The sequence below is a fragment of the Pandoraea sp. E26 genome, from assembly GCF_000681415.1.
Taxonomy (GTDB): Bacteria; Pseudomonadota; Gammaproteobacteria; order Burkholderiales; family Burkholderiaceae; genus Pandoraea; species Pandoraea pnomenusa.
In genome coordinates this window covers 62,583-88,536 of the sequence record NZ_AYXJ01000034.1, presented here as the reverse complement: position 1 = coordinate 88,536, position 25,954 = coordinate 62,583, and the positions used below count along the sequence as shown (strand labels likewise).

Below are 25,954 nucleotides of genomic sequence, written 5' to 3'. Positions count from 1 at the left end.
ACGTCTATATTCCGCACATTGCCGCGCCGTCGAACATGTCGACGGCGCGGCCGTTCCCTCGTTCAGAAAGGAGTTTTCCGTGCCCATCGCCCTTTACGCCCTCACCGCCGGTGCCTTCGGCATCGGCGTGACGGAGTTCGTCATCATGGGCCTGCTGCTCAACGTCGGCGCCGACTTCGGCGTGTCGATCGCGGCGGCGGGCCTGCTGATTTCCGGCTATGCCCTCGGTGTGGTGGTCGGCGCCCCGGTCATGACCACCGCGACCGCCCGCTGGCCGCGCAAGACCGTGCTGCTCGTGCTCATGGCGATCTTCACTGTCGGCAACGCCGCCTGTGCGCTCGCCCCGACGTACGGCGCGCTCATGGCCGCGCGCGTGCTCACCTCGTTCGCCCATGGCACGTTCTTCGGCGTCGGCTCCGTGGTCGCGACCGGATTGGTGCCGCGCGAGCGTCGGGCGTCCGCCATCGCCGTGATGTTCACCGGACTGACCGTCGCCAACATTCTGGGCGTGCCGTTCGGTACGTGGCTTGGACAGCATTTCGGATGGCGCGCCAGCTTCTGGGCCGTGACGGCCATTGGCGTGATCGCATTTCTGGTCATTGCGGGGTTCGTGCCGAGGATTGCCGCACCGACGCACGCGGGTGACTGGCGGGCCGACCTGCGCGCGCTGGCGCGCCGTCCGGTGTTGCTGGGCCTGCTCACGACCGTGCTCGGCTGGGTTGGCGTATTCGGCGTGTTCACCTATATCGCGCCGCTGCTGACCGAAGTGACGGGGTTTGCGGAAGGGGCCGTGTCGCCGATCCTGCTGGTCTTCGGCGGGGGTCTGGTCGTGGGGAACCTGCTGGGCGGCAAGCTCGCGGACCGTCATGTCGTGCGTACGGTATTGGGAAGCCTGATGGCGCTCTCGGTCGTGCTCGGCCTGATGACGTTCGCCATGCACTCGCACTGGCTGGCCGTCGTTTTCGTGGCGCTGCTCGGCGTGACCGCCTTCGGGACGGTGGCACCGCTGCAGTTATGGGTGATGGAGAAGACGTCGGGGGCGGGCGAGAGTCTCGCATCGAGCTTCAACATCGCCGCGTTCAACCTCGGCAACGCCATCGGCGCGTGGCTGGGCGGCTTCGTGATCGACCACGGCCCCGGGCTGGCTGCCGTGCCCTGGGTCGCGGCGCTGGTGCCGCTCGCCGGCGCCGGCGTGGCCGTGCTGAGCCTGCGACTGGATCGACGTGATGCCCTCCGTCAGGCCGTGCCGAACTGCGAAACGCCAGCGCTGTAAATCGCATGGCGGCCGGGGTCCCCGTCTTCGGGGCGTCAGGCCACCGCGCCATCAGGCCATCACACCGATGATCACGCTGGCGGCGGTAAACGCGGCCGTGGCCCCCACACCCGGCGCCAGCCCGCGCGCCGCGAGCGTATCGTGCGGCATGACGGCTGCGAGCCGCGTGCCGCCGGGCAGGGCGAGGATCACTTCGGCCTGCCCCTCGTCGTCCTCGATGGCGTCCACCGTGCCGCAGAGCCGGTTGGCCGTGGGCAAGCCGGCGAGATCGACACCGCGCGCGATTTCGATCCAGGGCGCTTTGATCAACGCAAACGCCTCGCCGCCGGTCGCCAATCCCAATGCCTGCGCGCTGTGATGGGTGAGCGACGCGACGATGGCCTCGCCGCCCGGCAGCGTCAGCGTCACTTCGTCGTTCACGCCGCAATGCCGGATGCCGCTGATCGTGCCGTGCAACTGGTTGCGCGCGCTGGTCTGGAGTCCGAGGCGCGCGATGATCGGCCACTGTTCGTCGAAACGCTCTAGATCGGCCGCGACGCGCGCGAGGAATTGCTGCTGCGCCGCCTCCACGGCACGGAACGCGGCGACCAGTTTTGCGCCGCGGGCGGTCAGCCGCGTACCGCCGCCGCCGCGCCCGCCCGTGCTGCGCGCCACGAGCGGCTCGCCTGCCAGTTGATTCATGGCGTCCACGGCATCCCACGCGGCCTTGTAGCTCATGCCCGCCGCCTTGGCCGCCGCCGTGATCGATCCGGTGGTGGCAATGTGTTCCAGCAGGGCGATGCGCGCCTGGCCTCCGAGCGACGAATTGCCACGATGCAACCACAGCGAACCGCTGACTTGCAGAGAGGTGTCCATTTCGTTGTGCAAAACGCCGGGCGGCGTTGAAGAAGGTTCGGAAACCATAATGATTTTTTCGATTCAATACAGCGGGTGGCCGCATTGTAGAGGGCGGGCGAACCGGCGGAAAACAACGCTGGACGGGGAACTGTTGCGGCGCACCAACGAAGCACGCTTCGGAGATTCCTTTGGGGGACGAATGGGGGACGTTTCTCCTCTACATTGAATTTGCCGCATGCCCCCCAAAAAGCCGGTCGTATCGCGTCAGGTCGAGTTTTGGCCGGATCAGCGCGCACCGGGAATGCGACGTTTGCCGAAGTGCCCACTCACCTGACACAACAGAAACGGGGTGAAATGATGCGCGTCAGGAATATCAAGGAAACGGTTGACGGGGCTCGATACTATCGTCTGGTTCGCACGCTGCCCAACGGCAAGCGACATCAGATGCAAATCTCTTTCTCCGCAGGTGAAATGCGCTTCAGAAGTTTCGTCGCACAGCGATTGTGGTTGCTGCGCGCCGAAATGCGGGCCAGCACGCGCGCGGCCGCCACGCCGGCGCCTCGCAGCAACATGCCGCAATTGGTCTTCTGACGTCCACGGCAGGATCGAAGTCGCGAAGCGCCGGCCTGGGCCGGCGTTTTCGCGATGCGTCTGCGTCGCCTCGGGACGGGGCATCATCCCGTCATGCGTGGAGACGGCAGCCGGGACGGCGCCGGCGCCCCGCGCTTGACCGCCGTCAGCCCGGTGCCCGCATGGGCGATTGCGAATTGCACCAGCTCGTCGAACGAGATCGGGCGGGCAAACAGATACCCCTGGGCATAGGTGACGTTGCGCGTGCGCAGGTAGCTCGCCTGCATCTCGTTCTCGACGCCCTCGGCCACGATCGTCATGTCCAGCCGCTCCGCGAGGTGGATGATGGAATCGCAAATGTTGCGCGTGACCACATCGTCCTCGGTCACGGGCAGGAATTCCTTGTCGATCTTCAGATAGTTGAAGTCGTAGCGCTTGAGATACCCGATGGAGTTGTTCTCGGCGCCGAAATCGTCGAGCGCGGTCTCGATGCCGCGCCGCTGGAGCTCGGCCATCACGCCGCGTGCGGCGGCCGTGTCGCGAATCACGTAGCGCTCGGTGATCTCGGCGACCATCGGATAGGTGTCGTTCAGCGTGCCGTAATACCGCTCGATGTCATGCACGATGGTCATGTCGCGCAAGTGGCGCTCGGCGAGGTTAATGCCGATATGAAAGCCCTGCGGTAACGCGCCTTTGGCCACGTCGTTGCGAATCTGACGCAACAGCGAGCGGGTGAGTTCGATGATGAGGCCGTTGTCTTCGGCAATCGGAATGAACGCGTCGGGCCGGACCAGCCCCGCGACCGGATGATGCCAGCGCACCAGCGCCTCGGCGCCCGCGCAGCGGCCCGTCGCCAGCTCCATCACCGGTTGGTAGTAGACCTTGAATTCGTTATGCCGAATGCCCTGCGCGATCTGTCGCTTCATGAACTGCGCAGGGCCCAGGCGGCGGAATGTCATCACGCCGAGCAGGAATGCGACGACCCCTCCGAACGAAAGAAAGATCGGCGCCTGGTTGGCCGCGAGCGATTGCATCAGCGACGGGCTGCCTGCGAGCGACGTGACGAAGTGCTCCGACGCCAGCGTTACCTGCGCGCCGCGTGTCGCGATCCCGGCCGACTCCAGTCTCGGACCCTCGGAAGTGAGTGCCACCTTGCCCACCGTCATGGCGGTCCAGGCCAGGTCGCTGTTCTTGATGCTCAGGAGGGTTTCCGTGAGATAGATGCCGTCGACGAAGCCGAGCACGCCGTCCGTCGCCGAGGTCGGCACGTAGAGGGCGAGTGCCGGTGCGTCGGGGACGTACGGCGAACCGCCGACGAGCAGGGTACGCGTGCCGGTCAGCATCGGCACGAGATCGGCGGGTAGCGGCAAGCTCACGGGCATATCTGACCGAACCACCGACGAGCAATAGAGCTGGCCGCGAGAGACAAGCCAAATGGAGCGGAAGTATGGGCTGAGCGTGCCGGCCGCCTGGAGCGAAGTACTCACTTCGCCGCAAGCGCGCCCCACCCAGGGGGCGGCGCCCCGGAGCGTACCGTCGGCTTGCGCGATGATGCGCTCGATGGCATCGCGCTGACGTTCGGCATTTTCCTGAAGCACCGATTGCGACATGTGATAGATGCGCAACCAGCCCAGCACCAGGACGACGACGAGCGTGACCGCCACGACAAGTCCGGTCACCAGCCACTGCACGACTCTGGAGTGTTGAATCATGTTCTGCTGCCAACCAAGGAAAGCGTCGGGCCGCCGACTGCACCGGGCGCGTCGACCATCCGGGACCCCTGGAATGCCGCTCGCGCGCGCCGTGTTGCACGGCACAACTCGTCAATCGACTCTACACGAATCCCCGACGGCGTCCGACCCCCGATAAACCCGCACAGCCCCGGAAAACCTGCCGCCGAGCCTCGGGATGTGTGATTTGCCGCGAGTCCACCGCAGCAGGATGCGCCCGGATCGTCTTGCGATTTCAGGCGTCATCGGTTTTCGAGGAATCCGCAGTTTGCGGAGACTGGAGATGGCGCAATCGCGACAAAACTTGGCGTAACGACGATTTACGCATGCTCTACACTTCAGTCATTCCATTTCCGACGAAAATTGGGATTAATCCCAACTTTTGCGCATAGCTGGGCGAAAGCCGTCGGAATTGCCGCGTTTTCCTAAGCCTTTGACGTCATTGTTCCCGTCCATGTCGAGTCAACCTGCAACGACCCTTCCCGGCACCCCCGCGCCGGCGGCGCAGGGCACCGCGTTTCGCGTGCTGTCCGCGATCAGCTTTTCCCATCTGCTCAACGACATGATCCAGTCGTTGATCCTGGCGATTTATCCGCTGCTCAAGGCCGGCTTCAATCTGAGCTTCGCGCAGGTCGGCCTGATTACGCTGACGTATCAGGTCACGGCGTCGCTGCTGCAGCCGGTGGTAGGCCTGTATACCGACAGGCATCCGAAGCCGTACTCGCTGCCGGTCGGCATGGGCTTCACGCTCGTGGGCCTGCTGCTGCTGGCCGTTGCACCGAACTTCGGCGTGCTGCTCGTGGCGGCGGCGCTGGTGGGCATGGGTTCGTCGGTGTTCCATCCGGAGTCGTCGCGTGTGGCCCGAATGGCCTCGGGGGGCCGTCACGGTATGGCGCAGTCGTTCTTCCAGGTCGGCGGCAATGTGGGTTCGTCGCTCGGGCCGTTGCTCGCCGCGCTCATCATCGCACCGCACGGCCGCGGGAGCGTGGCGTGGTTTTCGGTGGCGGCGCTCGTCGCCATCTTCGTGCTGTTCCAGGTGAGCCGCTGGTACGCCGCGCAGCGCGCCGCGCACCTGGGCAAGCCGGCCGCGCGCCGTGGCGGCACGGCGCATCTCTCGCGCAACCAGGTGATGTTCGCGATCGGCATTCTGCTGGTGCTGATCTTCTCGAAGTATTTTTATCTCGCCAGCATCAGCAGCTACTTCACGTTCTACCTGATCAGCAAGTTCCACGTATCGGTGCAAAGCGCGCAGGTGCACCTGTTCGTGTTCCTGTTCGCCGTGGCGGCGGGCACGATGATCGGCGGTCCGCTGGGCGACAGGATCGGTCGCAAGTATGTGATCTGGGGCTCGATCCTGGGGGCGGCGCCGTTCACGCTGATGCTGCCGTATGCCAACCTCTTCTGGACCGGCATTCTGACGGTCGTGATCGGCCTGATTCTCGCCTCGGCCTTCTCGGCGATTCTCGTCTATGCGCAGGAGTTGATTCCGGGCAAGGTGGGCACGGTCTCGGGCCTGTTCTTCGGCTTCGCCTTCGGCATGGGCGGCGTGGGCGCGGCGGTGCTCGGTCAGCTCGCCGATGCAACGAGTATCGACTTCGTCTATCACGTGTGCGCTTACCTGCCGTTGCTCGGCATCGTCACGATCCTGCTGCCGAACGTCGAAGGCCACAAGAAAACGGCAGCCGCCTGACGCGGGAAGGCGCACGACATTGCCGGTATCCGCACACCGGCACCGCCATGAAAAAAGCCGGTTCCGAGATGTCGGAACCGGCTTTTTCCTGTCCGCGCGGCGACGCGGTTCGGATGGCTGCCACGGCGCGCTTACTTCGAACCGCGCTTCTGCAATTCCCAGCGGCCGTTCTCACCCTTTCGGCACGCCGCCAGGCGCAGCGTGACTTCCTGACCGCGCGCGCCGAGCAGCACGATCAGATCGCGGCAGGTCTGGGCGTCGGTCTTCTGGGTGTTGGTCGGGGTGAGTTGCGCGGTGATGGCGGTCGGATTGCCCGTGCCCTTGTTGCTCCACTCGACGGTTTCGTTGTCTTGCTGATCGGACAGCGCCGCACCCGCGGCCTTGGCGATCGAGGCGTTGTCGGCCTTGCGCATGAAAGCGAGCGGCGAGTTATCCATGAACGCGAGATTCGAAGCGGCGAACGCGGGCGTGAACGCGCCTGCGCCGATGGCGAGCGCCGTGCCAAGCGCGAGGGAGCGGGCACGCGACAAGCGGATATGTGACATTCGGAGTCCTTGAGATTGTGGACAGGGGACGGAGCCTGCACGACACCGGTCCGGCGCTTGGGCCGGCGCCCGGCGGCAGGGAGCAAAGCGATCATAAAAGAAACAGCGGGCGGCGTCATCCCGGCGGGCCGAAGATGCTGCCCCTATTGCCGTCTGGCGGCGCGCACGACATCGGCGACTTGCCTGAGCGCCGCTTGCAGTGCCTCGTCGCTGCCGGGCGAGCCGAGCGCGACGCGAATGGCCGACGGCGCGCTTTGGCCCGGCGCGGCGAAGGCATCGACCGGCGTGACGGCAATGCCTCGCGCGTGCAGGGCGGCGACCGCGTCGTCGCAGCGCATGGGCGCGGGCACCGGCAGCAAGCGATGGAAGGAACTGTCGTGTCCCGTCGAATCGAGCCCCGCGAGACAGGCTTTCGCGATAGCCTGACGCCGCTGCGCCAGCGCGCGCTTGCGCCCGATCCAGAGATCGAGCGTGCCGTCCTCGAGCCATCGGGAAGCGAGTTGCGCCATCAATGGCGCGGCGCTCCACACGCTGGCCCGCATAGCGGCATGCACGCGCGGCAGCAGTTCGGGCGGCGCGAGCAAATACGCCACGCGTAAGCCCGGGGCGCCCGGCTTGGAAAGGCTGCAGACCTCGAACGTGCGCTCCGGGGCCAGGTGCCGGAGCGGGGGCGGTGCGTCGGCCACGAGAAATCCGTACGCGCTGTCCTCGATGAGCAGCAGATCATGGCGGCGGGCGACCTCCACCAGGGCGGCACGCTGCGCCAGCGGCATCACGCCGCCCAGCGGGTTGTGCAACGTCGGCATCGTGTAGACGATCCGCAACCGGCCGGCATGCGTTCGGCAAGCCGTGTCGAGTGCGGCGGGGTCCATGCCGTCGGGCGTCATGGCGACGGCGACGAGCGGTATGTCGCGCAATGCGGCCAGCGCCTTCCAGCCGGGATAAGTCAGCGACTCCACGGCAACCGGTTCGCCCGCCCGGCACAGCGCCAGCTGGAGCACGTCAAGCGCGTGCTGGCCACCGGCGCACACCACCAGGGCATCCGGCGAGAGCGCCACGCCGTCGCGACGCGACAGCCATTGCGCGGCCGCGCGCCGGTCGTGCGGATGGCCGTCGTGCGGAGCATGAGTGAGCAAGGCGCGCAGGTCGCCGGCGGCGGCCGTCTCCCGCAATGCCTGCCGGAATGCCTCGGTCTGTTCCGGCAACACCGGGTAGTTGAACGCCAGATCCACGCCGCCGAGGGCGCCGGGCGCCGGTGACCACTGGGCAAACGCGGCCGCCGCGCCGACGGCGGGCGACCGCACGAACGTGCCGCGCCCGACCTCGCCGACCGCAAGGCCGCGACGCGCCAGCTCGGCGTAGATCCGGGTCACCGTGGAGACCGCCAGGCCGTGCGCATCGGCGTAGTCGCGCTGCGGCGGCAGACGCGTGCCCGAGGCCAGATCGCCGCGGGCGATGGCGTCAGACAGACGTTCGACATGTTCGAGATAGCGGGCAGGGGCGGCCATGTGCAATCCATGCGCAACGCAGGGAAGCGCGCGGGGGAAACATTGATATCAGGACAATTCAATAATTGCACCGAGGTGGCGGCGTGGCAATACTGGGCGCGTGCCTTGCGCCAGTCGTCTTCCCCAACGGATTCGCCGTATGTCTCGTCCAACACCTGCCCCGACGCCCGCGATTCGCGTGCCGCGCCACGCCATTCCGCTGCTCGCGCTGCAACTCTTTCTGGTGACGTTCTCCGTCAATCTTCAGGCGCCGCTGGTGCCGCACTACGCCGCCGCGAGCGGCTACGGCGCCGGCGCACAGGCGCTGGCGTTCGCCTGTTACGTGGGTGCGCTCGTACCGACGCTGCTGCTGCTTGCGGGACTTTCGGACCGGGTGGGGCGGCGATTGCCGCTCGCCGCCGCCTTGCTGCTCGGGGTGGCGGGCACGTGGTTGACGCTGAAATGGCCGACGCTTGTGGCCCTGGGCGGCGCGCGCGCGTGTTATGGACTGGCGACCGGCCTGGTGGCGGGCAGCGGCACGGCCTATATGACGGAGCTGTATGGCGCGCGCGAGGATGCCGCCACGCGAGGCGCGGCATTGGTGGCCGCCGCCACGTCGCTCGGGTTCGGCACCGGCGCGCTCGTGACGGGGCTGTGCCTGATCGGGGCGCCGACGACGTTGCCGCCGGTGAGCCTGTGGGCCTACCTGCCGGTGGCGCTGATGGCGGCTATGGCCGTGATCGCGCTCCCGTCGCCCGCGCGTCATCCGGGCGCTGCCTGGTTGCGCTGGCCGGTCGTGGCCCCGGGCACCGTGCCCCTGGGTGTGGCGATTTTGCTCGCCTGGGCGGCGGTGGGCGTGGTCATCGGCGTGGTACCGGCCGCGCTGGCGGTGCACGGGCACGCGGCGTGGGCGGGCTTCGCCACGTTTTTCGTCGTCTCGACCGGGTTGCTGTTTCAGCCGGCCGCGCGACGCCTGTCACCCGTGCGCGCGGTGGGCATCGGGCTGGTGCTCGTGCCGTCGGGCTTCGTCGTGCTGGCGCTTGGCGTGGTTCATGCGAACCTGCCGGCGCTGCTCGTGGGCGCCGCCATCGCGAGTTCGGCGTGCTACGGCTTCACATACCTGGGCGGACTGGCGGCCGTCAACGCTGCCGTGGCACCGGCCTTGCGCGCGCGCGCCGTCGCCGGCTATTTCCTGTTCGCGTACTTTGGCTTCTCGGTGCCGGTGGTCACGAGCGGGTGGCTTGCCGATCGCTTTGGCATGCCGGTGGCATTGATCGTGTTCGCGGGGGCGCTGATCGCGGGCAGCGCCGCACTCGGGCTCAGCCTGCGCCGCGGGACGGCGTCGGTCACGCGTCCGGTTTGACGCGCGCGCCCGCCGGGGTGACGTAGGCGCCGGTGCCGTGCAATTGATCCTCGGCCATCTCCAGCGCGCGCACGGCGCCGCGCCCCTTGCGGGCGAGCAACATTTCCACGAGTGTCTCGACCACGGCAATGCCCGCCGTGATCGACGGGAAGAACGACGGACTCTCGTGCGAGAACAATACTGTCACGTCGGCGTCGAGCGCGAGCGGCGAGACGGTCGAGTCCGTGAGCGCCAACACCCGTGCGCCGGCCGCGCGCGCTGCGCGGGCCACGATCAGCGCCTCGTTCGAATAGGGCGCAAAGCTGATCACTACCACGACGTCGCGTGCCGACAGCGCACGCAATTCCATCTCCAGCGTGCCCGCTTCGCCGCGGATCAGATGCACCGTCGGGCGGAACAGCCGATAGACATACTGAAATGTGAAGGCGATGGGAAAGCACGCCCGAAAGCCCGCGACATGCACGGTGCCCGCGTTGGCGAGCAGGTCGACCGCTGCGCCCAGCGACGCGTTCGCGCCCGCTTCGGTCAGGTCGAGGTTGTTGTGCTGAACGCGAAACATTTCCGGCACCATGCGCGCGGCGTCGCCCTCCCGGATCACCTGACGCGCGCGGCTCGCATACGGTTGCGGCCCGAGGCGGATCGATTCGAGAAACAACTCGCGCAGGCCATGCCAGCCGTCGAAACCCAGGTGTTGCGCGAGTCGTACGAAGGTCGCGGGCTGCACGCCCGCCTCGGCGGCTATCGCCCGCATGGAACTGATCGGCACGCGCTGCGGATGGTCGAGCAGAAAACGCGCTCCCGACTGAAACTGCGGGCTGAGCTGCGAATAGCGCTCGCGCAACAGGGTATTGAGTTGTTCGAGCGTCTGCGGCGGCGCTGAGACTTGTGTCATTGGGAAAATGGCAACACGGCGGCGAAAGAATGTAACGATTGTTGCATGAAATGCCGCGACCGCGCACGCGCTTTCCCCGACGTTCGTCGGCTGCGACGCAACATCGTGTGGGGTAATGGGGTTGCGCGAAGTGTTGCGAAGATAAAATGAATGAAACATATGTTGCGAATGCGGTGCGTTGCGCCTACACTGAGCGTCATCGTTCGCGAGGCGACGGCCGGGTGGCCGTGGTGCCCCACCGTCTCGCGTCAACTTTCTCCGTCAGAGGTTCAGGCATGACTCACGTGTTTCACCGCAATCCGCGCCAGACACTGCCCGTCGCGGTCGGCGGCCAGGGAATCGAGTTGATCGACAGCACCGGCAAGCGCTATCTCGACGCATGCGGCGGCGCGGCCGTCTCGTGCCTGGGTCACGGACACCCGCGCGTGATCGAGGCGATGCAACGCCAGGCGGCGCAACTGGCCTATGCCCACACGTCGTTCTTCACCACCGAGGTCGCCGAAGCGCTGGCCGATACGCTCGCGGCGAGCGCGCCGGGAGACCTGAATCATGTGTATTTCGTGAGCGGCGGTTCGGAAGGTGTCGAAGCCGCGCTCAAGCTGGCGCGCCAGTACTTCGTCGAGATCGGCCAGCCGCAGCGTCAGTACTTCATCGCGCGGCGCCAGAGTTATCACGGCAATACGCTCGGGGCGCTGGCCATCGGCGGCAACGCGTGGCGCCGCGAGCCGTTCCTGCCGTTGCTGGTGCCGGCGCACCATGTCTCGCCATGCTTTGCCTACCGCGAGCGATTCGAGGGCGAAACCGACGACGCGTATGTGCAGCGCCTGGCCGACGAGCTCGAGGCGAAGATTCTCGAACTCGGTGACGACAAGGTGATCGCCTTCGTGGCGGAAACGGTGGTCGGCGCGACGGCCGGCGCCGTGCCGCCGGTGGGCGATTACTTCAAGCGTATCCGCGCCGTGTGCGACAAGTACGGCGTGCTGCTGCTGCTCGACGAAGTCATGTCGGGCATGGGCCGCACCGGCTATCTGTTCGCCTGCGAGGAAGACGGTGTGGTGCCGGACATCCTCGTCATCGCCAAGGGGCTGGGCGCGGGCTACCAGCCGATCGGCGCCATGCTGTGCTCGGACAGGATTTACGACGCCGTGGTGGGTGGCTCCGGCTTCTTCCAGCACGGTCACACGTATCTGGGACATGCGATGGCCTGCGCGGCGGCGCTCGCCGTGCAGCAGACCATTGCCGAATCGCGCCTGCTGGAGAACGTGCAGGCACGCGGCGAACAACTGCGCGCCCGTCTGCGCGAGGTTTTCGCCGAGCATCCGAATGTGGGCGACGTGCGCGGCCGGGGTCTGTTCGTCGGCGTCGAGTTCGTTGCCGACCGGACGACCCGGCAGACGCTGCCCGTGGAGGACAGGACGCACGCCCGGTTGAAGGCCGCGGCGAAGGCGCGCGGTTTGCTGATCTATCCGATGGGCGGCACGGTCGACGGCGTCCATGGCGACCACGCGCTCATCGCGCCGCCGTTCATCTGCGAGCCGGGCGACATCGACCGTATCGTGGCGTTGTTCGCGCTGGCCGTGGGCGACGTGGTGGGCGCGAAGGTCGGGGTCGCGGCATGACGCGCGCCTTTGCACTGGCCGTCGCGCCGAACGGCGCGCGACGCACGCACGCCGATCACGCGGCGCTACCCATGACGCCCGCCGAACTCGGCGACTGTGCGAAGGCCTGCCTGGCGGCGGGCGCGGCCATGATCCATCTGCACGTGCGCAAGGCGGACGGCACGCACAGCCTCGAAGTGGCGGACTACACGGCCGGCATCGACGCCGTGCACCGCGCCGTCGGCAACGAACTGGTGGTGCAGGTCACGACCGAAGCCGTGGGCATCTACACGCCGGCGCAGCAGATCGAGACGGTGCGTGCGTTGCATCCTGAAGCGATTTCGGTGGCCCTGCGCGAAGTGCTGCCCGATGCCGCGCATGAACCGGCGGCGCACGCGTTTTTCGCCTGGCTCTGGCAGGAACACATCACGACCCAGTACATCCTTTACGACACCGAAGACGTGGCGCACTACTGGCGTTTGCGCGCGAGCGGCGCGATCCGCCCGGGCCGTCACTGGGTGCTGTTCGTGCTGGGCCGCTACAGCAAGGGGCAGTTGTCGTCGCCGTCGGACTTGCTGCCGTTCCTCGCGGCCTGGGAGGCCGGCACGCAGGCGCAGGGCGAGGCCGTCACCGCAACGCCGTGGGCCATGTGCGCCTTCGGTCCGCGCGAGGCGGAATGCGCGCTTGCGGCCGTGTTGCATGGCGGCCACGCCCGCATCGGCTTCGAGAACAACCTGTATCTGCCCGACGGGAGCGTCTCGCCGGACAACGCGGCGTCGCTGCGCGCGCTCACGGCCGCCGCCGCGCCGCTCGCGCTCGCGCCCATGACGGCGCAGGCGCTGCGGGCGCTGACGCGCTGAGCGGCCCGGTGCCCGCGCGCATCGCGGTGCGTTCATTGCACGCGCTTTCGGAGGCTTGATGTCACGCGCCGGCACGCCGGAAACCAAAAAATAAAAGCAAATACACGTCCTGTCCGGCATTGCCGGGCCGGGACGCTGTAATAGAATCGGCGTAACCTCAAAAAAGGCCCGCGTCGCCCTCCCCCGGCACCGGGCGTGAACAACGAACGGGAGCGCGGCGTGAAACACTGGTCGATCCGACATCGCATTCTGGCCAGTTTTGGCCTGATCCTCGCCTTGATGGCCTTCATGGCCGGCATCGCCTACACGCGCCTGGTTGCCATCGATCAGGAGGCCAACAGTGTGGAGACCGACTCCACGCCGGGGCTTTACTACAGCACGATGTTGCGCGGTGCCTGGTTCGAGAGCTATCAACTGCTCCAGCAGGCCGTGGCCATCGACGACAACGAGAAGACCCGTGCGGTCGACCTGGACGCGCTGCGCGCCGCCGAAGCCCGCATCGACGGCTGGATCAAGGACTACGGCACCACGGTCAATCGTGCCACCGACCGCGCGCAGTACGACGAAGTGCGCGGGGTGCGTCAGCAATACAGCCGCGTGGTCGGCCAGATCCTCAAGCTGACGGCGGACGGTCAGATCGCCGCCGCGCGTGCGGCGCTCACGGAACAGCTGTATCCCGAATGGGGGCGCGGGCGCGTGGCGACCCAGCGACTGGTCGACATCAACAAGGCGTTTGCCGAGGCGTCGACCCACAGCATCGGTGAATCGGTGGCGGCCGCCAAGGCGACATTGCTCATCGCACTGTGCGTGGCGCTCGCGGCCGCGATACTCGCCGGATGGTTGCTGTTCCGCGCGATCAGCGTGCCGCTGGCGAGCGTGATGCAAATTCTGGAGGTCATGCGCTCGGGCGACCTGACCAAGCGGCTCGATCTGGCGCGTCGCGACGAATTCGGCGCCCTCGAATCGGGCTTCAATCGCATGACGGACGAACTCACGGGGCTCGTCGGGCAGGCGCAGAAATCGGCATTGCAGGTGACCACGTCGGTCACCGAGATCGCCGCCACGTCGCGCCAGCAGCAGGCGACCGCCTCGGAAACCGCCGCGACGACCACCGAAATCGGCGCCACGTCGCGCGAGATCTTCGCCACTTCGCGCGACCTGGCCCGAACCATGACCGAAGTCGCGGGCGTGGCCGAGCATGCGGCGTCGCTCGCGGGCACCGGCCATGTGGGCCTCACCCGCATGGAAGACGCCATGCGGCACGTGATGGACGCGGCCGGGTCGGTCAATGGCAAGCTCGGCATCCTCAACGAGAAGGCGGGCAACATCAACCAGGTCGTGACCACGATCACCAAGGTCGCCGACCAGACGAACCTCCTGTCGCTGAATGCGGCGATCGAAGCCGAGAAGGCGGGTGAGTACGGGCGCGGCTTCGCGGTCGTGGCCACCGAGATCCGCCGCCTTGCCGATCAGACCGCCGTGGCCACCTACGACATCGAACAGATGATCAAGGAGATTCAGTCGGCCGTGTCGGCCGGTGTGATGGGCATGGACAAGTTCTCGGAGGAAGTGCGTCGCGGCATGGACGAGATGCGCCAGGTGGGCGACCAGCTCGCCCAGATCATCGCGCAGGTGCAGACGTTGCCGCCGCGCTTCCAGGTCGTCAACGAAGGCATGCAGGCTCAGGCGACGGGGGCGGAGCAGATCAATCAGGCGCTGGTGCAACTCTCGGAGGCGGCGCAGCAGACCGCCGAATCGCTGCAACAGTCGAGCCAGGCCATCGAAGAACTCAATCACGTCGCCAACGGCCTCAAGAGCGGCGTGTCGCGCTTCAAGATACAGACGCTCCCGCCCGCCGGGCTCGTGTGACGGGAACGTGCCGCGCACAGCGCTCACCGAGCCGTTTTAGCACGCTGTCTTCGACCATCGCGCACACCGATATGTTGTTCCTGCGTTTCGCCATCGCGACCGATCACTATGTCATCGAGGCCAGCCATGTGGCCGAGGTGCTGCCGTGGCTCGCGCTCAAACGTCTGCCGGCAGCCCCGCCCTGGGTGGCCGGGGCGTTCAGCTATCGCGGCGAATCCGTACCCGTGATCGACCTGACGCATCTGGCGACTGGCGTGCCGGCGCCGGCGCGACGATCCACGCGTCTGGTGCTCGTGCACTATCCCGCGCCCGGCCCGGCCGCGCGCCGGCTCGGGGTGCTCATCGAGCGTGCGACCGACACGCTGCGGGCGGACGCGGCGGCGTTTCAGCCCAGTGGTGTCGATCTGTCCGAGGGCCGCTACCTCGGGCCGGTGCTCGACACCGACGACGGGCTCGTGCAATGGGTGCGAGTCGATCAGTTGCTCACGGATGCGGCACGCGCCCTGCTCTTCGACGCCGCGCGCGATGCGATGGCCGAAGCCGCCGCGGCGCGCCCGGCATCGGGAGAGTCGCCATGAGCCATGTGCGCGACATCGAGCGCCTGCTGCGCGACACGATGGGCCTCGATGCCGAGACGCTCGGCGCGAACGCGGTGGAGCGGGCGGTGCGCGCCCGGCTTGCCGCGCTCGCCGAATCGTGGCCGGAAACACGCGACGGTTCCGCCGACGTCTTGTATTGGCAGCGATTGCAACAGTCGCCGGACGAATTGCAGGCGCTGATCGAGGCGCTTGTGGTGCCGGAGACATGGTTCTTCCGGCATCGCGACGCTTTCACGGCCCTCGCGGAAATGGCGCAGGATGAACGGCGCGCGCGGCGAGGCACGGTGCGCGAGGCGCAGCCGCTGCGTTTGCTGAGCCTGCCGTGCTCCACCGGTGAAGAGCCGTATTCGATGGCGATGACCCTGTTCGATGCGGGCTTCGGCGCCGACGAATTCACCGTCGATGCCCTGGACATCAGCGAGCGCGCGCTCTCGGTGGCGCGCGCGGGGGTCTACGGCCGCAATTCCTTTCGCGGTCCACCCGCCACCCTGCAGTTTCGCGACCGGTATTTCACGCCGGTCGGCGAGCATCATCGCGTCGTCGATGCCTTGCGCACGCAAGTGCGCTGGCACGCGGGGAATCTGTTCGACGAAACACTGATCGACCGGCTGGGTACGTTCGACTTCGTCTTTTTCCGCAACGTGCTGATCTACTTCGACCGCGATGGGCAGCGACGCGCCATTGCCGCGCTGGAACGCCTCATGCGCATGGGGGCGACGCTGTTTGCCGGACCCGCCGAGGGCGGCACGCTGACCAGCAACGGCATGACATCGACCGGGCACGTGCAGGCTTTCTCGTTTCGTGTCGCCGGGCCGGTGCGCGACGTGACGCCGCCCGCGCCAGGGGCGCCGCGCTTCACGGGCACGCTCGACACGTTCAGCACCACGGCGCCCGCCAACGCGATGGCGGCGTTCGCGCAGCGGCTCACGGCATCTGGCCACGTTGCGCCGACGGCACCGCTCGCACCGGTCGCGCCTCCCGCGTCTTCCTCGCCCGCATCGCCGGCACGATCGGCACGATCGGCGCCCGCGCCCGTGGCTTCGGTATCCGCCGCCGTGGCGCGCCCCGCCGCGCCGTCGGCGCAGCGGGCCGACACGGGCGCATTGCTCGAACAGGCGCGCCTGGCGGCCGACGCGGGCGACTTCGTGCGCGCCGTCGCGCTGTGCCGCGACGTGCTCGCGGCGGATCGTGCCAACGCGCAGGCGGAGTACTTGCTGGGACTGGTCGAGGACGCACGCAACAACGCACAAGGTGCGATGATTCACTACCGCCGGGCGTTGTATCTCGACCCCGGCCACTACGAGGCCCTCGTGCACTGCGCGGCACAACTCGAAGCGCGCGGCGACACGCAAGGCGCCCGGCGCCTGCTCGAACGCGCCGGGCGCGTCGCGCCTGCCGAAACCCCTGATCGCGACCATCGTCACGGGACCCGACATCGATGACTCAACGCGACATCGCCCATGAGGCCGGCTCCGTGTCCGGCGAGCACCCGCGAATGCTGCGACCGGACGCGGACCGCCAGTCGCTGCATCGGCAGGCGGCGACGCTGCTCGACCGGCTGCCGGTCGTGCCCGCCGATCCATCGCCGTGGCGCGCCGCACTCGATGCACAGGGCGCCACGCGGGGGGCATCGCTGCTGTTGTTTCGGCTCGGCGACGAATGGCTCGCATTGCCGGCGTCCGCCATCGAGGAGGTCGCGCCGATGCGGGGCTGGCATTCCGTGCCGGGGCATCGCCAGCGTGCGCTGCTCGGACTGGTGAATCTGCGTGGCGCGCTGGTGCCGTGCCTGTCGCTGGGCGAGTTGATCGGCGTACAGCCCACGGTTGCCCAGACGACACCCACAGGCGCTCCGCGCGCGGGCACGTCACGATTGCTGGCGTTGCGCCATGGCCACCATCTGAGCGCCTTCCCCGTGACCGAAGTGCACGGCACGGTGACGCCCACGACCGAACGGCTCGGGGCCGTGCCCGCGACGGCACTCGGCGCGGCCGACGGGTTTTCCGTGGCGGTGCTGCACTGGCGCGAGCAGGTGGTGGGCGTGCTCGATCCGTTGCGGGTAGGCGCGGCGTTCGATCGGAGTCTCGCATGAGCGACGATCTGCGCAACGCCACGTTGCTCGACCTGTTCCGAATGGAGACGGAAACCCAGGCGCAGGTGCTCGGCGACGGGTTGCTGGCACTCGAGCGCACGCCGACCGACGCATCGCGCCTCGAAGCGTGCATGCGCGCCGCGCATTCGCTCAAGGGGGCGGCGCGCATTGTTGGCGTCGACGCCGGCGTTGCGCTGGCCCACGTGCTCGAGGACGCGTTCGTTGCCGCCCAGCGCGGCGCGCTCGCCATCGACGTCCCGGTCATCGATCGCATGTTGCAGGGCGTCGATTTGCTCATGCGGCTTGCTCACCCGCCCAGCCATGATCCGGGATGGGCGCAGGGCGCCGGCAAGGCAGAGATCGACGCCTATGTCGCCGCCTTCACCGAAGCCCTCACGGGGCTGACGAACGATGCTGCGCACGAACCCGCACCGCAGACACCGCAGGGCTCCGGGCGGGACGCCGCCGCCGGAGGCGCGCAAGGGGAGGCGTCGCTGGACGAGGACGCCGCTTTCGATTACGCCAGCTACGGGGGCGAGACGGCGGCGGCAACCGAGGCGAGCCGGGAGGTCCCGGAGGCATGGGCGCCTGATGGTGGCGTCGACCGCACCGGAATGCGCGGCGGGTGGCGCGACGACGGGCATGACGATGGGCGCCAGGACAAGACCGACGGCGAAGGCGTGGACAACGCATCGCGGGCGCTGCGCGTTTCCGCCGACAGTTTGAACCGGCTGCTGCGTCTGTCGAGCGAAGCGCTCGTGGCGTCGCGCTGGTCGCAGCCCTTCGCGCAGTCGCTGCTGCGGCTCAAGCGTCATCAGCATGAGGCGGGCGACGCGCTCGATCGCGTGAGTGCCGCACTGGAGGGTGTCGCGGACCGTGCCGACGAGAACCGTCAGATGTTGCTCGCGGCGCTGGCCGACTTGCGTCGCGCGCTGGGCGTCGGCGGCCAGTTGCTCGCCGAGCAGATTCACGAGCTCGACCAGTTCGACCGACGCTCGACGCAACTGTCGCAGCGTCTGTACGACGAAGCGCTCGCGTGTCGCATGCGTCCGCTGGACGACCGCCTGGGGGGCTTCGCGCGCATGGTGCGCGATCTTGGACGCTCGCTCGGCAAACCCGCGCGGCTCGAGATCCGCGGGGCGGACACGCAGGTCGATCGCGATATTCTCGACCAGCTCGAAGCGCCGCTTGGACATCTGTTGCGCAACGCCGTCGATCACGGTCTGGAGAGTCCGGCGCTACGGGCAGCGGCGGGCAAGCCAGCCGAGGGAGTCATCACGCTCAGTGCGCGGCACAGCGCGGGACTGCTGCTCGTGAGCGTGGCCGACGACGGTGCGGGAATCGATCTCGAACGGGTGCGTGCGGCGGTGGTCGCGCGCGGTCTGGCACCGCCGGAGACCGCGCAGCGGCTCGACGACAACGAGCTCGTCGAATTCCTCATGCTGCCGGGCTTCACGCTGCGCAGCACGGTAACGGATATCTCGGGACGCGGCGTCGGCCTGGACGCCGTACGCGCCATGGTGGCGCAGGTGCGCGGCACGGTGCGTATCGAGCATGCGCGAGGGCGCGGCACGAAAGTCATCCTTCAGTTGCCGCTCACGCTTTCGGTCATGCGCAGTCTGCTCGTCGAGATTGCGGGCGAGCCCTATGCCTTGCCCCTCGCGAACCTGTCGCGCACGCTTGCGTTGCCGCGCGAACGGATCGACATGCTCGAAGGGCGCCCGCATTTCACGCTGGACGACAGGCAGATCGGGCTCGTCAGCGCACAGCAGGTGCTGTGCGGCAGCGAGCCGTCGGCCGCGCCGGGGGATCAGCCGGTGGTCGTGTTCGGCGACGGCGAGTCGCGCTATGGCCTGGCGGTCGACAAATTCCTGGGCGAGCGCATGCTGGTCGTGCAGCCGCTCGATCCGCGGCTCGGCAAGCTGCCGAATATTGCGGCCGGGGCGCTCAACGAAGACGGCTCGCCGTTGCTCATCATCGACACGGCGGATCTGGTGCGCTCGATCGCCAAGGCCGTGGAGATGGGCTCGCTCGAACGGCTGCCGGTACGCGCGGCACAGACGAGCGGACGGGGCCGCAAGCGCGTGCTCGTCGTCGACGATTCCTTGACCGTGCGCGAGCTCGAACGCAAACTGCTCGCGGCGCGCGGCTACGAAGTGAGTGTCGCCGTCGACGGCATGGATGGCTGGAACGCGGTGCGCAGCGAGACGTTCGACATGGTGATCACGGACGTCGACATGCCGCGCATGGACGGTATCGAACTGGTCACGCTGATCAAGCGCGACGCCCGTACCGCGGAACTGCCGGTCATGATTGTTTCCTATAAAGATCGCGAGGAAGACCGTCAGCGCGGGCTCGATGCGGGCGCCGACTATTACCTCGCGAAAGGCAGCTTCCATGACGACGCGCTGCTGCGCGCCGTGGTGGATCTCATCGGGGAGTCGGGGTCATGAAAATCGGTATCGTGAACGATTCGGCCATTGCGGTGGAGGCGTTGCGCCGCACGCTCGCGCAACGACCGGGTCTCGAAGTGGCGTGGGTAGCGCACGACGGCGCACAAGCCGTTTCGATGTGCGGGCCGAATCCGCCGGACCTCGTGCTGATGGACCTCGTCATGCCGGTCATGGACGGCGTGGCCGCCACACGGGAAATCATGCGGCGCACGCCCTGCCCGATCCTGATCGTGACGTCCGACGTCGGCCATCATGCGAGCCTGGTGTTCGACGCCATGGGCGCGGGCGCGCTGGACGCCGTCGACACTCCGGTGCTCGGTGCGGCGGACATGACACGCCCGGCGTCGTCGCTGCTCGCGAAGATCGACGCCGTGGCGGCGCAGCAGGCCGACGCGCGCAAGCCCGCGCTCGTGGTGGCGCCCGCGGCGGCGGCAGTCAGCGACGCGCTGGTGGCGATCGGCGCGTCGGCGGGCGGACCGGCGGCGCTTGCAACGCTGCTCGGACGCCTGCCCGCTAACTTTGGCGCCGGGGTGATCGTGGTGCAGCACGTCGACGACGCGTTCACGCCCGGCATGGCGACGTGGCTCGATCAGCAGACGGCGCTCACGGTGCGCCTCGCGAAAGCGGGCGACCGGCCGACGGCGGGCACCGTGTTGCTCGCGGGCGGCAATCGCCATTTGCGGGTCGACGGGAGCGGACGCTGCACGTACAGTGACGAACCGAAAGACGCGGTCTACCGGCCGTCGATCGACGTATTCCTGAGCAGCGTGGCCGAACACTGGCGCGCGCGCGCCGTGGGCGTGCTGCTCACGGGCATGGGGCGCGACGGCGCGGCCGGGCTCGGCGACATGCGCACGCGAGGTTTCATTACGATCGCGCAGGACCGCGCAACGAGCGCGGTGTACGGCATGCCCAAGGCGGCGGCCGAGGCAGGGGCCGCGTCGGAGATTCTGCCGCTGCCGACCATTGCGCCACAACTGGTGGCGCTATTTGGAACCGTATGACAGGAAGCCAATCATGACGACAACCCCGCGCCAACTCAATCCCGCAGTGCAGCCGATCGGCGGCGAGAGCAGCCTGAACGATTCGTCGGCGATGGTGTTGCTTGTCGACGACCAGGCGATGGTTGGCGAGGCGGTGCGGCGCGCGCTGGCCGGCGAGTCGAACATCGACTTTCACTATTGCGCCAATCCGGACGACGCGTTGCGCGTGGCCGAGCAGACGCGCCCGACCGTGATCCTGCAGGATCTGGTGATGCCGGGCACCGACGGTCTGCAACTGGTTCGCCAGTACCGCGCAAGCCCGCTCACGCGCGACATTCCTATCATTGTGCTGTCCACCAAGGAAGAGTCGACCATCAAGCGCGAGGCGTTTGCCGCGGGAGCGAACGATTATCTGGTCAAGCTGCCCGACACGATCGAACTGGTGGCGCGCATTCGCTATCACTCGCGCTCGTACATGAACCTGCTGCAACGCGACGAAGCGTATCGCGCGTTGCGCGAGAGCCAGCAACAGTTGCTAGAGACCAATCTGGAGTTGCAGCGTCTCACGCATTCCGACGGTCTCACGGGGCTGGCGAACCGACGTTACTTCGACGAGTATTTCGGCGCGGAATGGCGCCGTGCATTGCGCGAGCAGCGCGAGATGGCGCTGTTGATGATCGATGTGGACAACTTCAAGATCTACAACGATACCTACGGCCACATTGCCGGCGACGACGTGCTGCGGCGCGTGGCGGGCACGATCGCTGAAGCGGCGGCGCGTCCGGCCGATCTCGCGGCGCGCTTCGGTGGCGAGGAATTCGTGATGGTGCTGCCGAACACGTCGCCTGCCGGTGCGGCGGTGATCGCCGAAAAGGTGCGCGCGCAGATCGACGCGATGGCGATTCCGCACATCGGCTCGGCCAACGGCCGCCACGTGACAGTCAGTGTCGGCGGCGCGGCGCTGGTGCCGCGCACGCACATGGCGTCGACGTCGCTGATCGAGTCGGCGGATCTGGCGCTGTATCGCGCCAAGCAACAGGGCAAGAATCGCGTGGAGATGCAGCCCGGCGCTTCCTGAGCCCGAGGAGGGTGCATGACCTTCGAGCTGTTCTATTGGCCGGGCCTGCAGGGGCGCGGCGAGTTCGTCCGGCTTGCCTTCGAGGCCACCGGCACGCCATATGTGGAAATCGTGCGGGGCGATGGCACCGGTCAGGGACTCGACGCGCTGCTCCACGCGATGGACGATCCCGCGTGCATCGATCCGCCGTACGCGCCGCCCTTCCTGCGCGTGGGCGACGAGTTGATCGGGCAGACGGCGAACATCCTCGCCTATCTCGGTCCGTTGCTTGGTCTCGTGGGGGAATCGCCGCGTGCGCGACGCTGGGTCAATCAACTGCAACTCACGCTGGCGGATCTCGTGGCCGAAGTGCACGACGGTCACCACCCGATCGCCAGCCGGCTTTACTACAGCAATCAGCGCGCCGAGGCGCGCAAGCGCACCGCCGACCTGATCGACTACCGCCTGCCGAAGTTCTTCGAGTACTTCGAGCGCGTGCTGGCGCATAACCCGCACCCCGGTGGGTGGCTCTCGGAGGGGGCAATGTCCTACGCCGACCTCTCGCTGTTCCAGGTCATCGAGGGGCTGCACTACGCGTTTCCCCGCGCGATGACGGGCTTTGCCAAGGCATTCCCACGCTGCCAGGCGGTGCGCGACGCCGTGGCGCGTGAACCGCGCATCGCGGCATATCTGAAGTCTTCCCGCCGTATCGCCTTCAACACCACGGGCATCTTCCGGCATTACAGGGAACTGGACCGCGCCTCGCCGTTTTGACCCTTGCCGCTCGAGCGGCGCGTCAGCGCGATGACTCGGGCAGCGTCGCATCGCCGGCGTTGAGCGGGCGTTGCATGAGCACGGTGTCGACCCATCGGCCGAACTTGAAGCCGACCGATCTGAGCACGCCTGCCTGAACGAAGCCGCAGGCGCTGTGCAGCGCAAGCGAAGCCACATTGCCGCTGTCGCCGACGTTCGCGATCAACTGCCGCCACGGACCGCCCTCGCACCGCGCGATGAGCGTGAGCAGCAGCGCGCGCCCGATCCCCTGTCCGGTCGCGTCGGCGGCGATGTACACCGAGTCTTCCAACGTGAAGCGGTAGGCCGAGCGCGGTCGGTAATGGGTGGCATAGGCATAGCCGAGCACCTTGCCGTCGCGTTCGGCGACGAGATAAGGCAGACCGGCGTTGAGTACCTTCGCGCACCGCGCGCGCATCTCGGACTCGTCCGGCGGAATTTCCTCGAATGAGGCCGATCCAGTGCGCACGTGGTGCGCATAGATGGCCGTGATGGCCGGCAAATCGGCCTCGGCTACGGGACGCACGGCGCAGGCGCTGCGCGCCAGCTCGGTGCCCACGCGTTGCGCATTGCTGGATGAGGGGACGGCAGACGACGGCATTCGGACACGCTAATTCGTTGAGGAACACGACGGACCGGCGAACCGGCCGCTACCTGCGGGCAGTGTGCGCCGCGTACGTCCATAAGAAAAGCTTGTGCTCATTATGAATTGCATAAGCATTACTTTGAGATGCCGCCGGTTCGATCGGCTCAGGCGCTGGCGCCCGCCTCGGGCGGCACCCCTCCGGCGCGCTGGACCGCGTGCGCGCCCGCCAGCCCGCCCGCACCCGCGCCGACGGGCTCGGGGTGCATGGCATCGAGCCGCTGGCGCACGAAGCCGATATGCTCGCGAAGCACATAAAACTGATCCGCATAGGCGAGCGGAATCTTCAGCCGGTTGACGGCGGCTTCGATGGCGTCGAGTCGATGCCGCAGGTTCGTGGATTCGGCGTGCGCGTCGTCGGCCAGCGCCTCGCGCTCGAGCGCGATGAGTGCGCCGTACCAGCGGTAAAGACGCGATTTCACGCGCCAGCTGTACAACGCCGGTACCAGGCGGAACGCGGGAATCAGGACCACGATGATGGGCACGAGCAGCACGACGATGCGATCGGCGAGGCTCGCGATCCAGAACGGCAGATGCCGGTACAGGAATCCCTTGCCTGACTGGTAGTAGCGCGCCGCATCGTCGGAGAGCGGGAATTCGTGCACCTGCGCGGACGGGAATTCCCCTGCCCGTTGCAGCAGGTTCGCCTTGCCGTGCACTTCCTTCGCGGCCTCGATGAGCAGATCCGACAGCGCGGGATGCAGGCTGTCGCGGGCCACGAGTTCGACGGTCGGGCTGATGACGTGGACCGCCTGCGCGGGCAGGTTGCGTCCGAGATCGAAGACGCCACGCGGCAGCGTGAGCTGATTCAGATACGTGAAGCGGCGCGTGTACGCGTCGGCCTGCGCGAAGTCCATCAACCGGATGCCCGGTTCGCGGATGAGCTTGCCCATGGTGGGGCCGGTGGCCGTGTCGCCGGTGAGCATGGCGGCGTCCACGCGTCCTTCGATCAGGGCCTGGGCGGCTTCCTGGCCATCGTACGCGGTGAGCGTCGTGGGCCCGCCCGGCTCGATGCCGTTGGCCTTGAGCAGCGTCAGGGAGAGGGCACGCGCGCCGCTGCCTTCGCGGCCGATCGCGATGCGCTTGCCGGTGAAGTCGGAGAGCTTGGTCACGCGCGGACCGCGATAAAACACGGAAATCGGCGCGTAGAACACGCTGCCGAGCGACACGAGTCCGTCGACGTTCAGGCCTTGCGATACGCCGCCCTGCACCAGACCGAGATCGACGTTCTGCGAGTCGTCGGCCAGACGCTCGACGTTCTGCCGCGAGCCTTCCGACGTCAGAACGTTGAGCGTGATGCCGTCGCGCGCGAGGATCGTCTTGTAACGCTGCGCCGCGTTCCAGAACGAGCTGCCTTGCGGCCCGGCGCTGATCGTGACGGTGCGCGGCGGCGCCGGCTTGACCAGCCACACCGCGAGCCAGATGGCGGCAATCGACACGAGCACGACAGGCCCGAAGGAAACGGCGAGATCACGCCAGGAAATCGCGACGAAGCGCGCACGGAGTCGCCGATGGGCGGGTTGGTTCGAGTCGGTCTTCATCGATCAGGCAGGCTTTATCCAACACCCGGCCGATAATACGCCATCTGCGGTGCGGGACTTCGACGCATTCCCAAGTTACCGATGGGCGAGACTCTGCGCGAGTTGCTTCCACAGGTGATCGGCCGCCGGCGAGAGGCGCCGCCCGACGCGCGTCATCATCTGGCTGGAAAACCCGAGCGCGATCGGGTGATCGATCGGCACGGCCACGAGTTCGCCCAGATCGATGCCGCGTCGCGCGGTGATGGCCGACATGAACGCCACACCCAGACCGGCCGCCGCCAGCGTCTGCGCGGTATTGAACAGGTCGACGCGATAGGCGGGCGTGACATTCAGACGAGCCGTATCGAGCACCGAGTGCACGAACTGCTGCACGCCGTGGGCTTCGGTCATGAAGATGAGTCGCTCGTGCTCCAGCTCGGCGGGCGGCACGCTGGCGAGCTTCGCGAAGCGGTGTGTCGGTGCGACCACGGCGCACAGCGCCTTCGGCGCGAAGGGGTGGATGCGCATCGAAGGATCGTCCGCGGAACGCGCGCACAGACCGATGTCCACCACGTCGTCGCGCACGAGCGACAGCACGGCGGGCGTGGGGCCGGATCGGATCTCGACCAGGATGTCCGGATAACTCATCGAAAAGCGTTGCAATGCCTGGGCGATCAGGCGGCCGATGAAGCCTTCGCCGACGCCGATCGCCACCTTTCCCCGTTTCAGATGGCGATACTCCTCGAGCCGGGCCGAGAGGTCGCGCTGGCGGCGCTGGCCGTCGCGGTAATAGTCGATGAGCACTTGCCCGATCTCCGTCACGCTGACGTTGCGCCCGCGCCGCTCGATGAGCGGAAAGCGCAGGCGCCGTTCCATCGCCGCGATCTGCCGGCTCACCACCGACGGATTCACTCCCAATGACTCGGCCGCCATGCGAACGCCGCCGGTCGCCGCAATTTCCGCGAGATATTTGAGCGGACGCTCGCCGATGTCGTCCATCCAGGTGTCGATCGTCATGGCGCGCTGTGCGTCCGATTGTTGCCTTGAGAGCAACATTTTGGCCTGGATTGCGTCATGGGTGGGAATTTTCGTCGGTGCAATACT

At 67.4% G+C, this 25,954-nt stretch carries 22 protein-coding genes; 13 read left to right on the top strand and 9 right to left on the bottom strand.

Going from position 1 to position 25,954, the window contains the following annotated elements:
• Nucleotides 1-79: 79 nt before the first annotated feature.
• Nucleotides 80-1,273 (top strand): MFS transporter, encoded by a 1,194-nt coding sequence (locus tag W930_RS0121370; RefSeq protein ID WP_023598207.1) that lies wholly within the window; start codon nucleotides 80-82, stop codon nucleotides 1,271-1,273.
• Nucleotides 1,274-1,324: 51 nt separating this feature from the next.
• Here W930_RS0121370 and W930_RS0121365 read toward each other — a convergent pair whose 3' ends face one another.
• The 3 genes from W930_RS0121365 to W930_RS0121355 all read right to left on the bottom strand — a co-directional run bounded on the left by W930_RS0121365 (nucleotide 1,325) and on the right by W930_RS0121355 (nucleotide 4,392).
• A complete protein-coding gene (locus W930_RS0121365; protein WP_023872721.1) occupies nucleotides 1,325-2,128 on the bottom strand; it encodes a TOBE domain-containing protein in 804 nt (267 codons plus the stop codon).
• Between the two features lie 267 nt (nucleotides 2,129-2,395).
• On the bottom strand, nucleotides 2,396-2,788 hold the full coding sequence (locus W930_RS30230; protein ID WP_144347444.1) for a hypothetical protein: 393 nt from the start codon (nucleotides 2,786-2,788) through the stop codon (nucleotides 2,396-2,398).
• On the bottom strand, nucleotides 2,785-4,392 hold the full coding sequence (locus W930_RS0121355) for an EAL domain-containing protein (RefSeq protein WP_023598204.1): 1,608 nt from the start codon (nucleotides 4,390-4,392) through the stop codon (nucleotides 2,785-2,787). The genes W930_RS30230 and W930_RS0121355 overlap by 4 nt, the downstream gene beginning before the upstream one ends.
• A 472-nt stretch (nucleotides 4,393-4,864) precedes the next feature.
• On the opposite strand from W930_RS0121355, the gene W930_RS0121350 reads away from it, so the two are divergent.
• On the top strand, nucleotides 4,865-6,100 hold the full coding sequence (locus W930_RS0121350; protein WP_023872722.1) for an MFS transporter: 1,236 nt from the start codon (nucleotides 4,865-4,867) through the stop codon (nucleotides 6,098-6,100).
• Between the two features lie 131 nt (nucleotides 6,101-6,231).
• Here W930_RS0121350 and W930_RS0121345 read toward each other — a convergent pair whose 3' ends face one another.
• Both W930_RS0121345 and W930_RS0121340 read right to left on the bottom strand, forming a co-directional pair.
• Entirely contained in the window at nucleotides 6,232-6,645 is a 414-nt protein-coding gene (locus W930_RS0121345; protein WP_023598202.1) for an RT0821/Lpp0805 family surface protein, read from the bottom strand.
• 143 nt (nucleotides 6,646-6,788) lie between these two features.
• Entirely contained in the window at nucleotides 6,789-8,153 is a 1,365-nt protein-coding gene (locus tag W930_RS0121340) for a PLP-dependent aminotransferase family protein (RefSeq protein ID WP_023872724.1), read from the bottom strand.
• Between the two features lie 139 nt (nucleotides 8,154-8,292).
• On the opposite strand from W930_RS0121340, the gene W930_RS0121335 reads away from it, so the two are divergent.
• Nucleotides 8,293-9,495, top strand: coding sequence for an MFS transporter (locus tag W930_RS0121335; protein WP_051399229.1), 1,203 nt, complete (start codon nucleotides 8,293-8,295; stop codon nucleotides 9,493-9,495).
• Here W930_RS0121335 and W930_RS0121330 read toward each other — a convergent pair.
• Nucleotides 9,479-10,387, bottom strand: coding sequence for a MurR/RpiR family transcriptional regulator (locus tag W930_RS0121330; protein WP_023872726.1), 909 nt, complete (start codon nucleotides 10,385-10,387; stop codon nucleotides 9,479-9,481). The two genes, W930_RS0121335 and W930_RS0121330, sit on opposite strands and share 17 nt — an antisense overlap.
• Before the next feature lie 275 nt (nucleotides 10,388-10,662).
• Here W930_RS0121330 and W930_RS0121325 point away from each other — a divergent pair, with 275 nt between their 5' ends.
• The 10 genes from W930_RS0121325 to W930_RS0121280 all read left to right on the top strand — a co-directional run bounded on the left by W930_RS0121325 (nucleotide 10,663) and on the right by W930_RS0121280 (nucleotide 22,669).
• Complete coding sequence (locus tag W930_RS0121325; RefSeq protein ID WP_023598198.1) at nucleotides 10,663-12,006, top strand: aspartate aminotransferase family protein; 1,344 nt, start codon at nucleotides 10,663-10,665, stop codon at nucleotides 12,004-12,006.
• Nucleotides 12,003-12,845, top strand: a complete 843-nt coding sequence (locus W930_RS0121320; protein ID WP_023872727.1) for a 3-keto-5-aminohexanoate cleavage protein — start codon at nucleotides 12,003-12,005, stop codon at nucleotides 12,843-12,845. The genes W930_RS0121325 and W930_RS0121320 overlap by 4 nt, the downstream gene beginning before the upstream one ends.
• A 195-nt stretch (nucleotides 12,846-13,040) precedes the next feature.
• Nucleotides 13,041-14,714 carry a methyl-accepting chemotaxis protein gene (locus W930_RS0121315; protein WP_369798692.1) on the top strand — a complete coding sequence of 558 codons (1,674 nt, stop codon included), beginning with the start codon at nucleotides 13,041-13,043 and terminating at the stop codon, nucleotides 14,712-14,714.
• 71 nt (nucleotides 14,715-14,785) lie between these two features.
• On the top strand, nucleotides 14,786-15,292 hold the full coding sequence (locus W930_RS28380) for a chemotaxis protein CheW (RefSeq protein WP_024788740.1): 507 nt from the start codon (nucleotides 14,786-14,788) through the stop codon (nucleotides 15,290-15,292).
• Entirely contained in the window at nucleotides 15,289-16,755 is a 1,467-nt protein-coding gene (locus W930_RS28375) for a CheR family methyltransferase (RefSeq protein WP_023598194.1), read from the top strand. Before W930_RS28380 ends, W930_RS28375 begins: the two co-directional genes overlap by 4 nt.
• Nucleotides 16,752-17,402, top strand: coding sequence for a chemotaxis protein CheW (locus tag W930_RS28370; RefSeq protein WP_023872730.1), 651 nt, complete (start codon nucleotides 16,752-16,754; stop codon nucleotides 17,400-17,402). Before W930_RS28375 ends, W930_RS28370 begins: the two co-directional genes overlap by 4 nt.
• Nucleotides 17,399-19,855 carry a hybrid sensor histidine kinase/response regulator gene (locus W930_RS0121295; protein WP_023872732.1) on the top strand — a complete coding sequence of 819 codons (2,457 nt, stop codon included), beginning with the start codon at nucleotides 17,399-17,401 and terminating at the stop codon, nucleotides 19,853-19,855. Before W930_RS28370 ends, W930_RS0121295 begins: the two co-directional genes overlap by 4 nt.
• Nucleotides 19,852-20,859: a chemotaxis response regulator protein-glutamate methylesterase gene (locus W930_RS0121290; protein WP_023598191.1), complete on the top strand. Its 1,008-nt coding sequence runs from the start codon at nucleotides 19,852-19,854 to the stop codon at nucleotides 20,857-20,859. Before W930_RS0121295 ends, W930_RS0121290 begins: the two co-directional genes overlap by 4 nt.
• 13 nt (nucleotides 20,860-20,872) lie before the next feature.
• Nucleotides 20,873-21,916: a diguanylate cyclase gene (locus W930_RS0121285; RefSeq protein WP_023872733.1), complete on the top strand. Its 1,044-nt coding sequence runs from the start codon at nucleotides 20,873-20,875 to the stop codon at nucleotides 21,914-21,916.
• A gap of 15 nt (nucleotides 21,917-21,931) precedes the next feature.
• A complete protein-coding gene (locus W930_RS0121280; RefSeq protein ID WP_023598189.1) occupies nucleotides 21,932-22,669 on the top strand; it encodes a glutathione S-transferase in 738 nt (245 codons plus the stop codon).
• A 22-nt stretch (nucleotides 22,670-22,691) separates the two neighbouring features.
• Here the strand turns inward: W930_RS0121280 and W930_RS0121275 are convergent, their stop codons facing one another.
• The 3 genes from W930_RS0121275 to W930_RS0121265 form a co-directional block, all read right to left on the bottom strand.
• Nucleotides 22,692-23,288 carry a GNAT family N-acetyltransferase gene (locus W930_RS0121275; RefSeq protein WP_023598188.1) on the bottom strand — a complete coding sequence of 199 codons (597 nt, stop codon included), beginning with the start codon at nucleotides 23,286-23,288 and terminating at the stop codon, nucleotides 22,692-22,694.
• 149 nt (nucleotides 23,289-23,437) lie between these two features.
• A complete protein-coding gene (locus W930_RS28365) occupies nucleotides 23,438-24,871 on the bottom strand; it encodes a TAXI family TRAP transporter solute-binding subunit (RefSeq protein WP_023598187.1) in 1,434 nt (477 codons plus the stop codon).
• Nucleotides 24,872-24,946: 75 nt separating this feature from the next.
• Nucleotides 24,947-25,867: a LysR family transcriptional regulator gene (locus W930_RS0121265; protein WP_023598186.1), complete on the bottom strand. Its 921-nt coding sequence runs from the start codon at nucleotides 25,865-25,867 to the stop codon at nucleotides 24,947-24,949.
• Nucleotides 25,868-25,954: the final 87 nt, after the last annotated feature.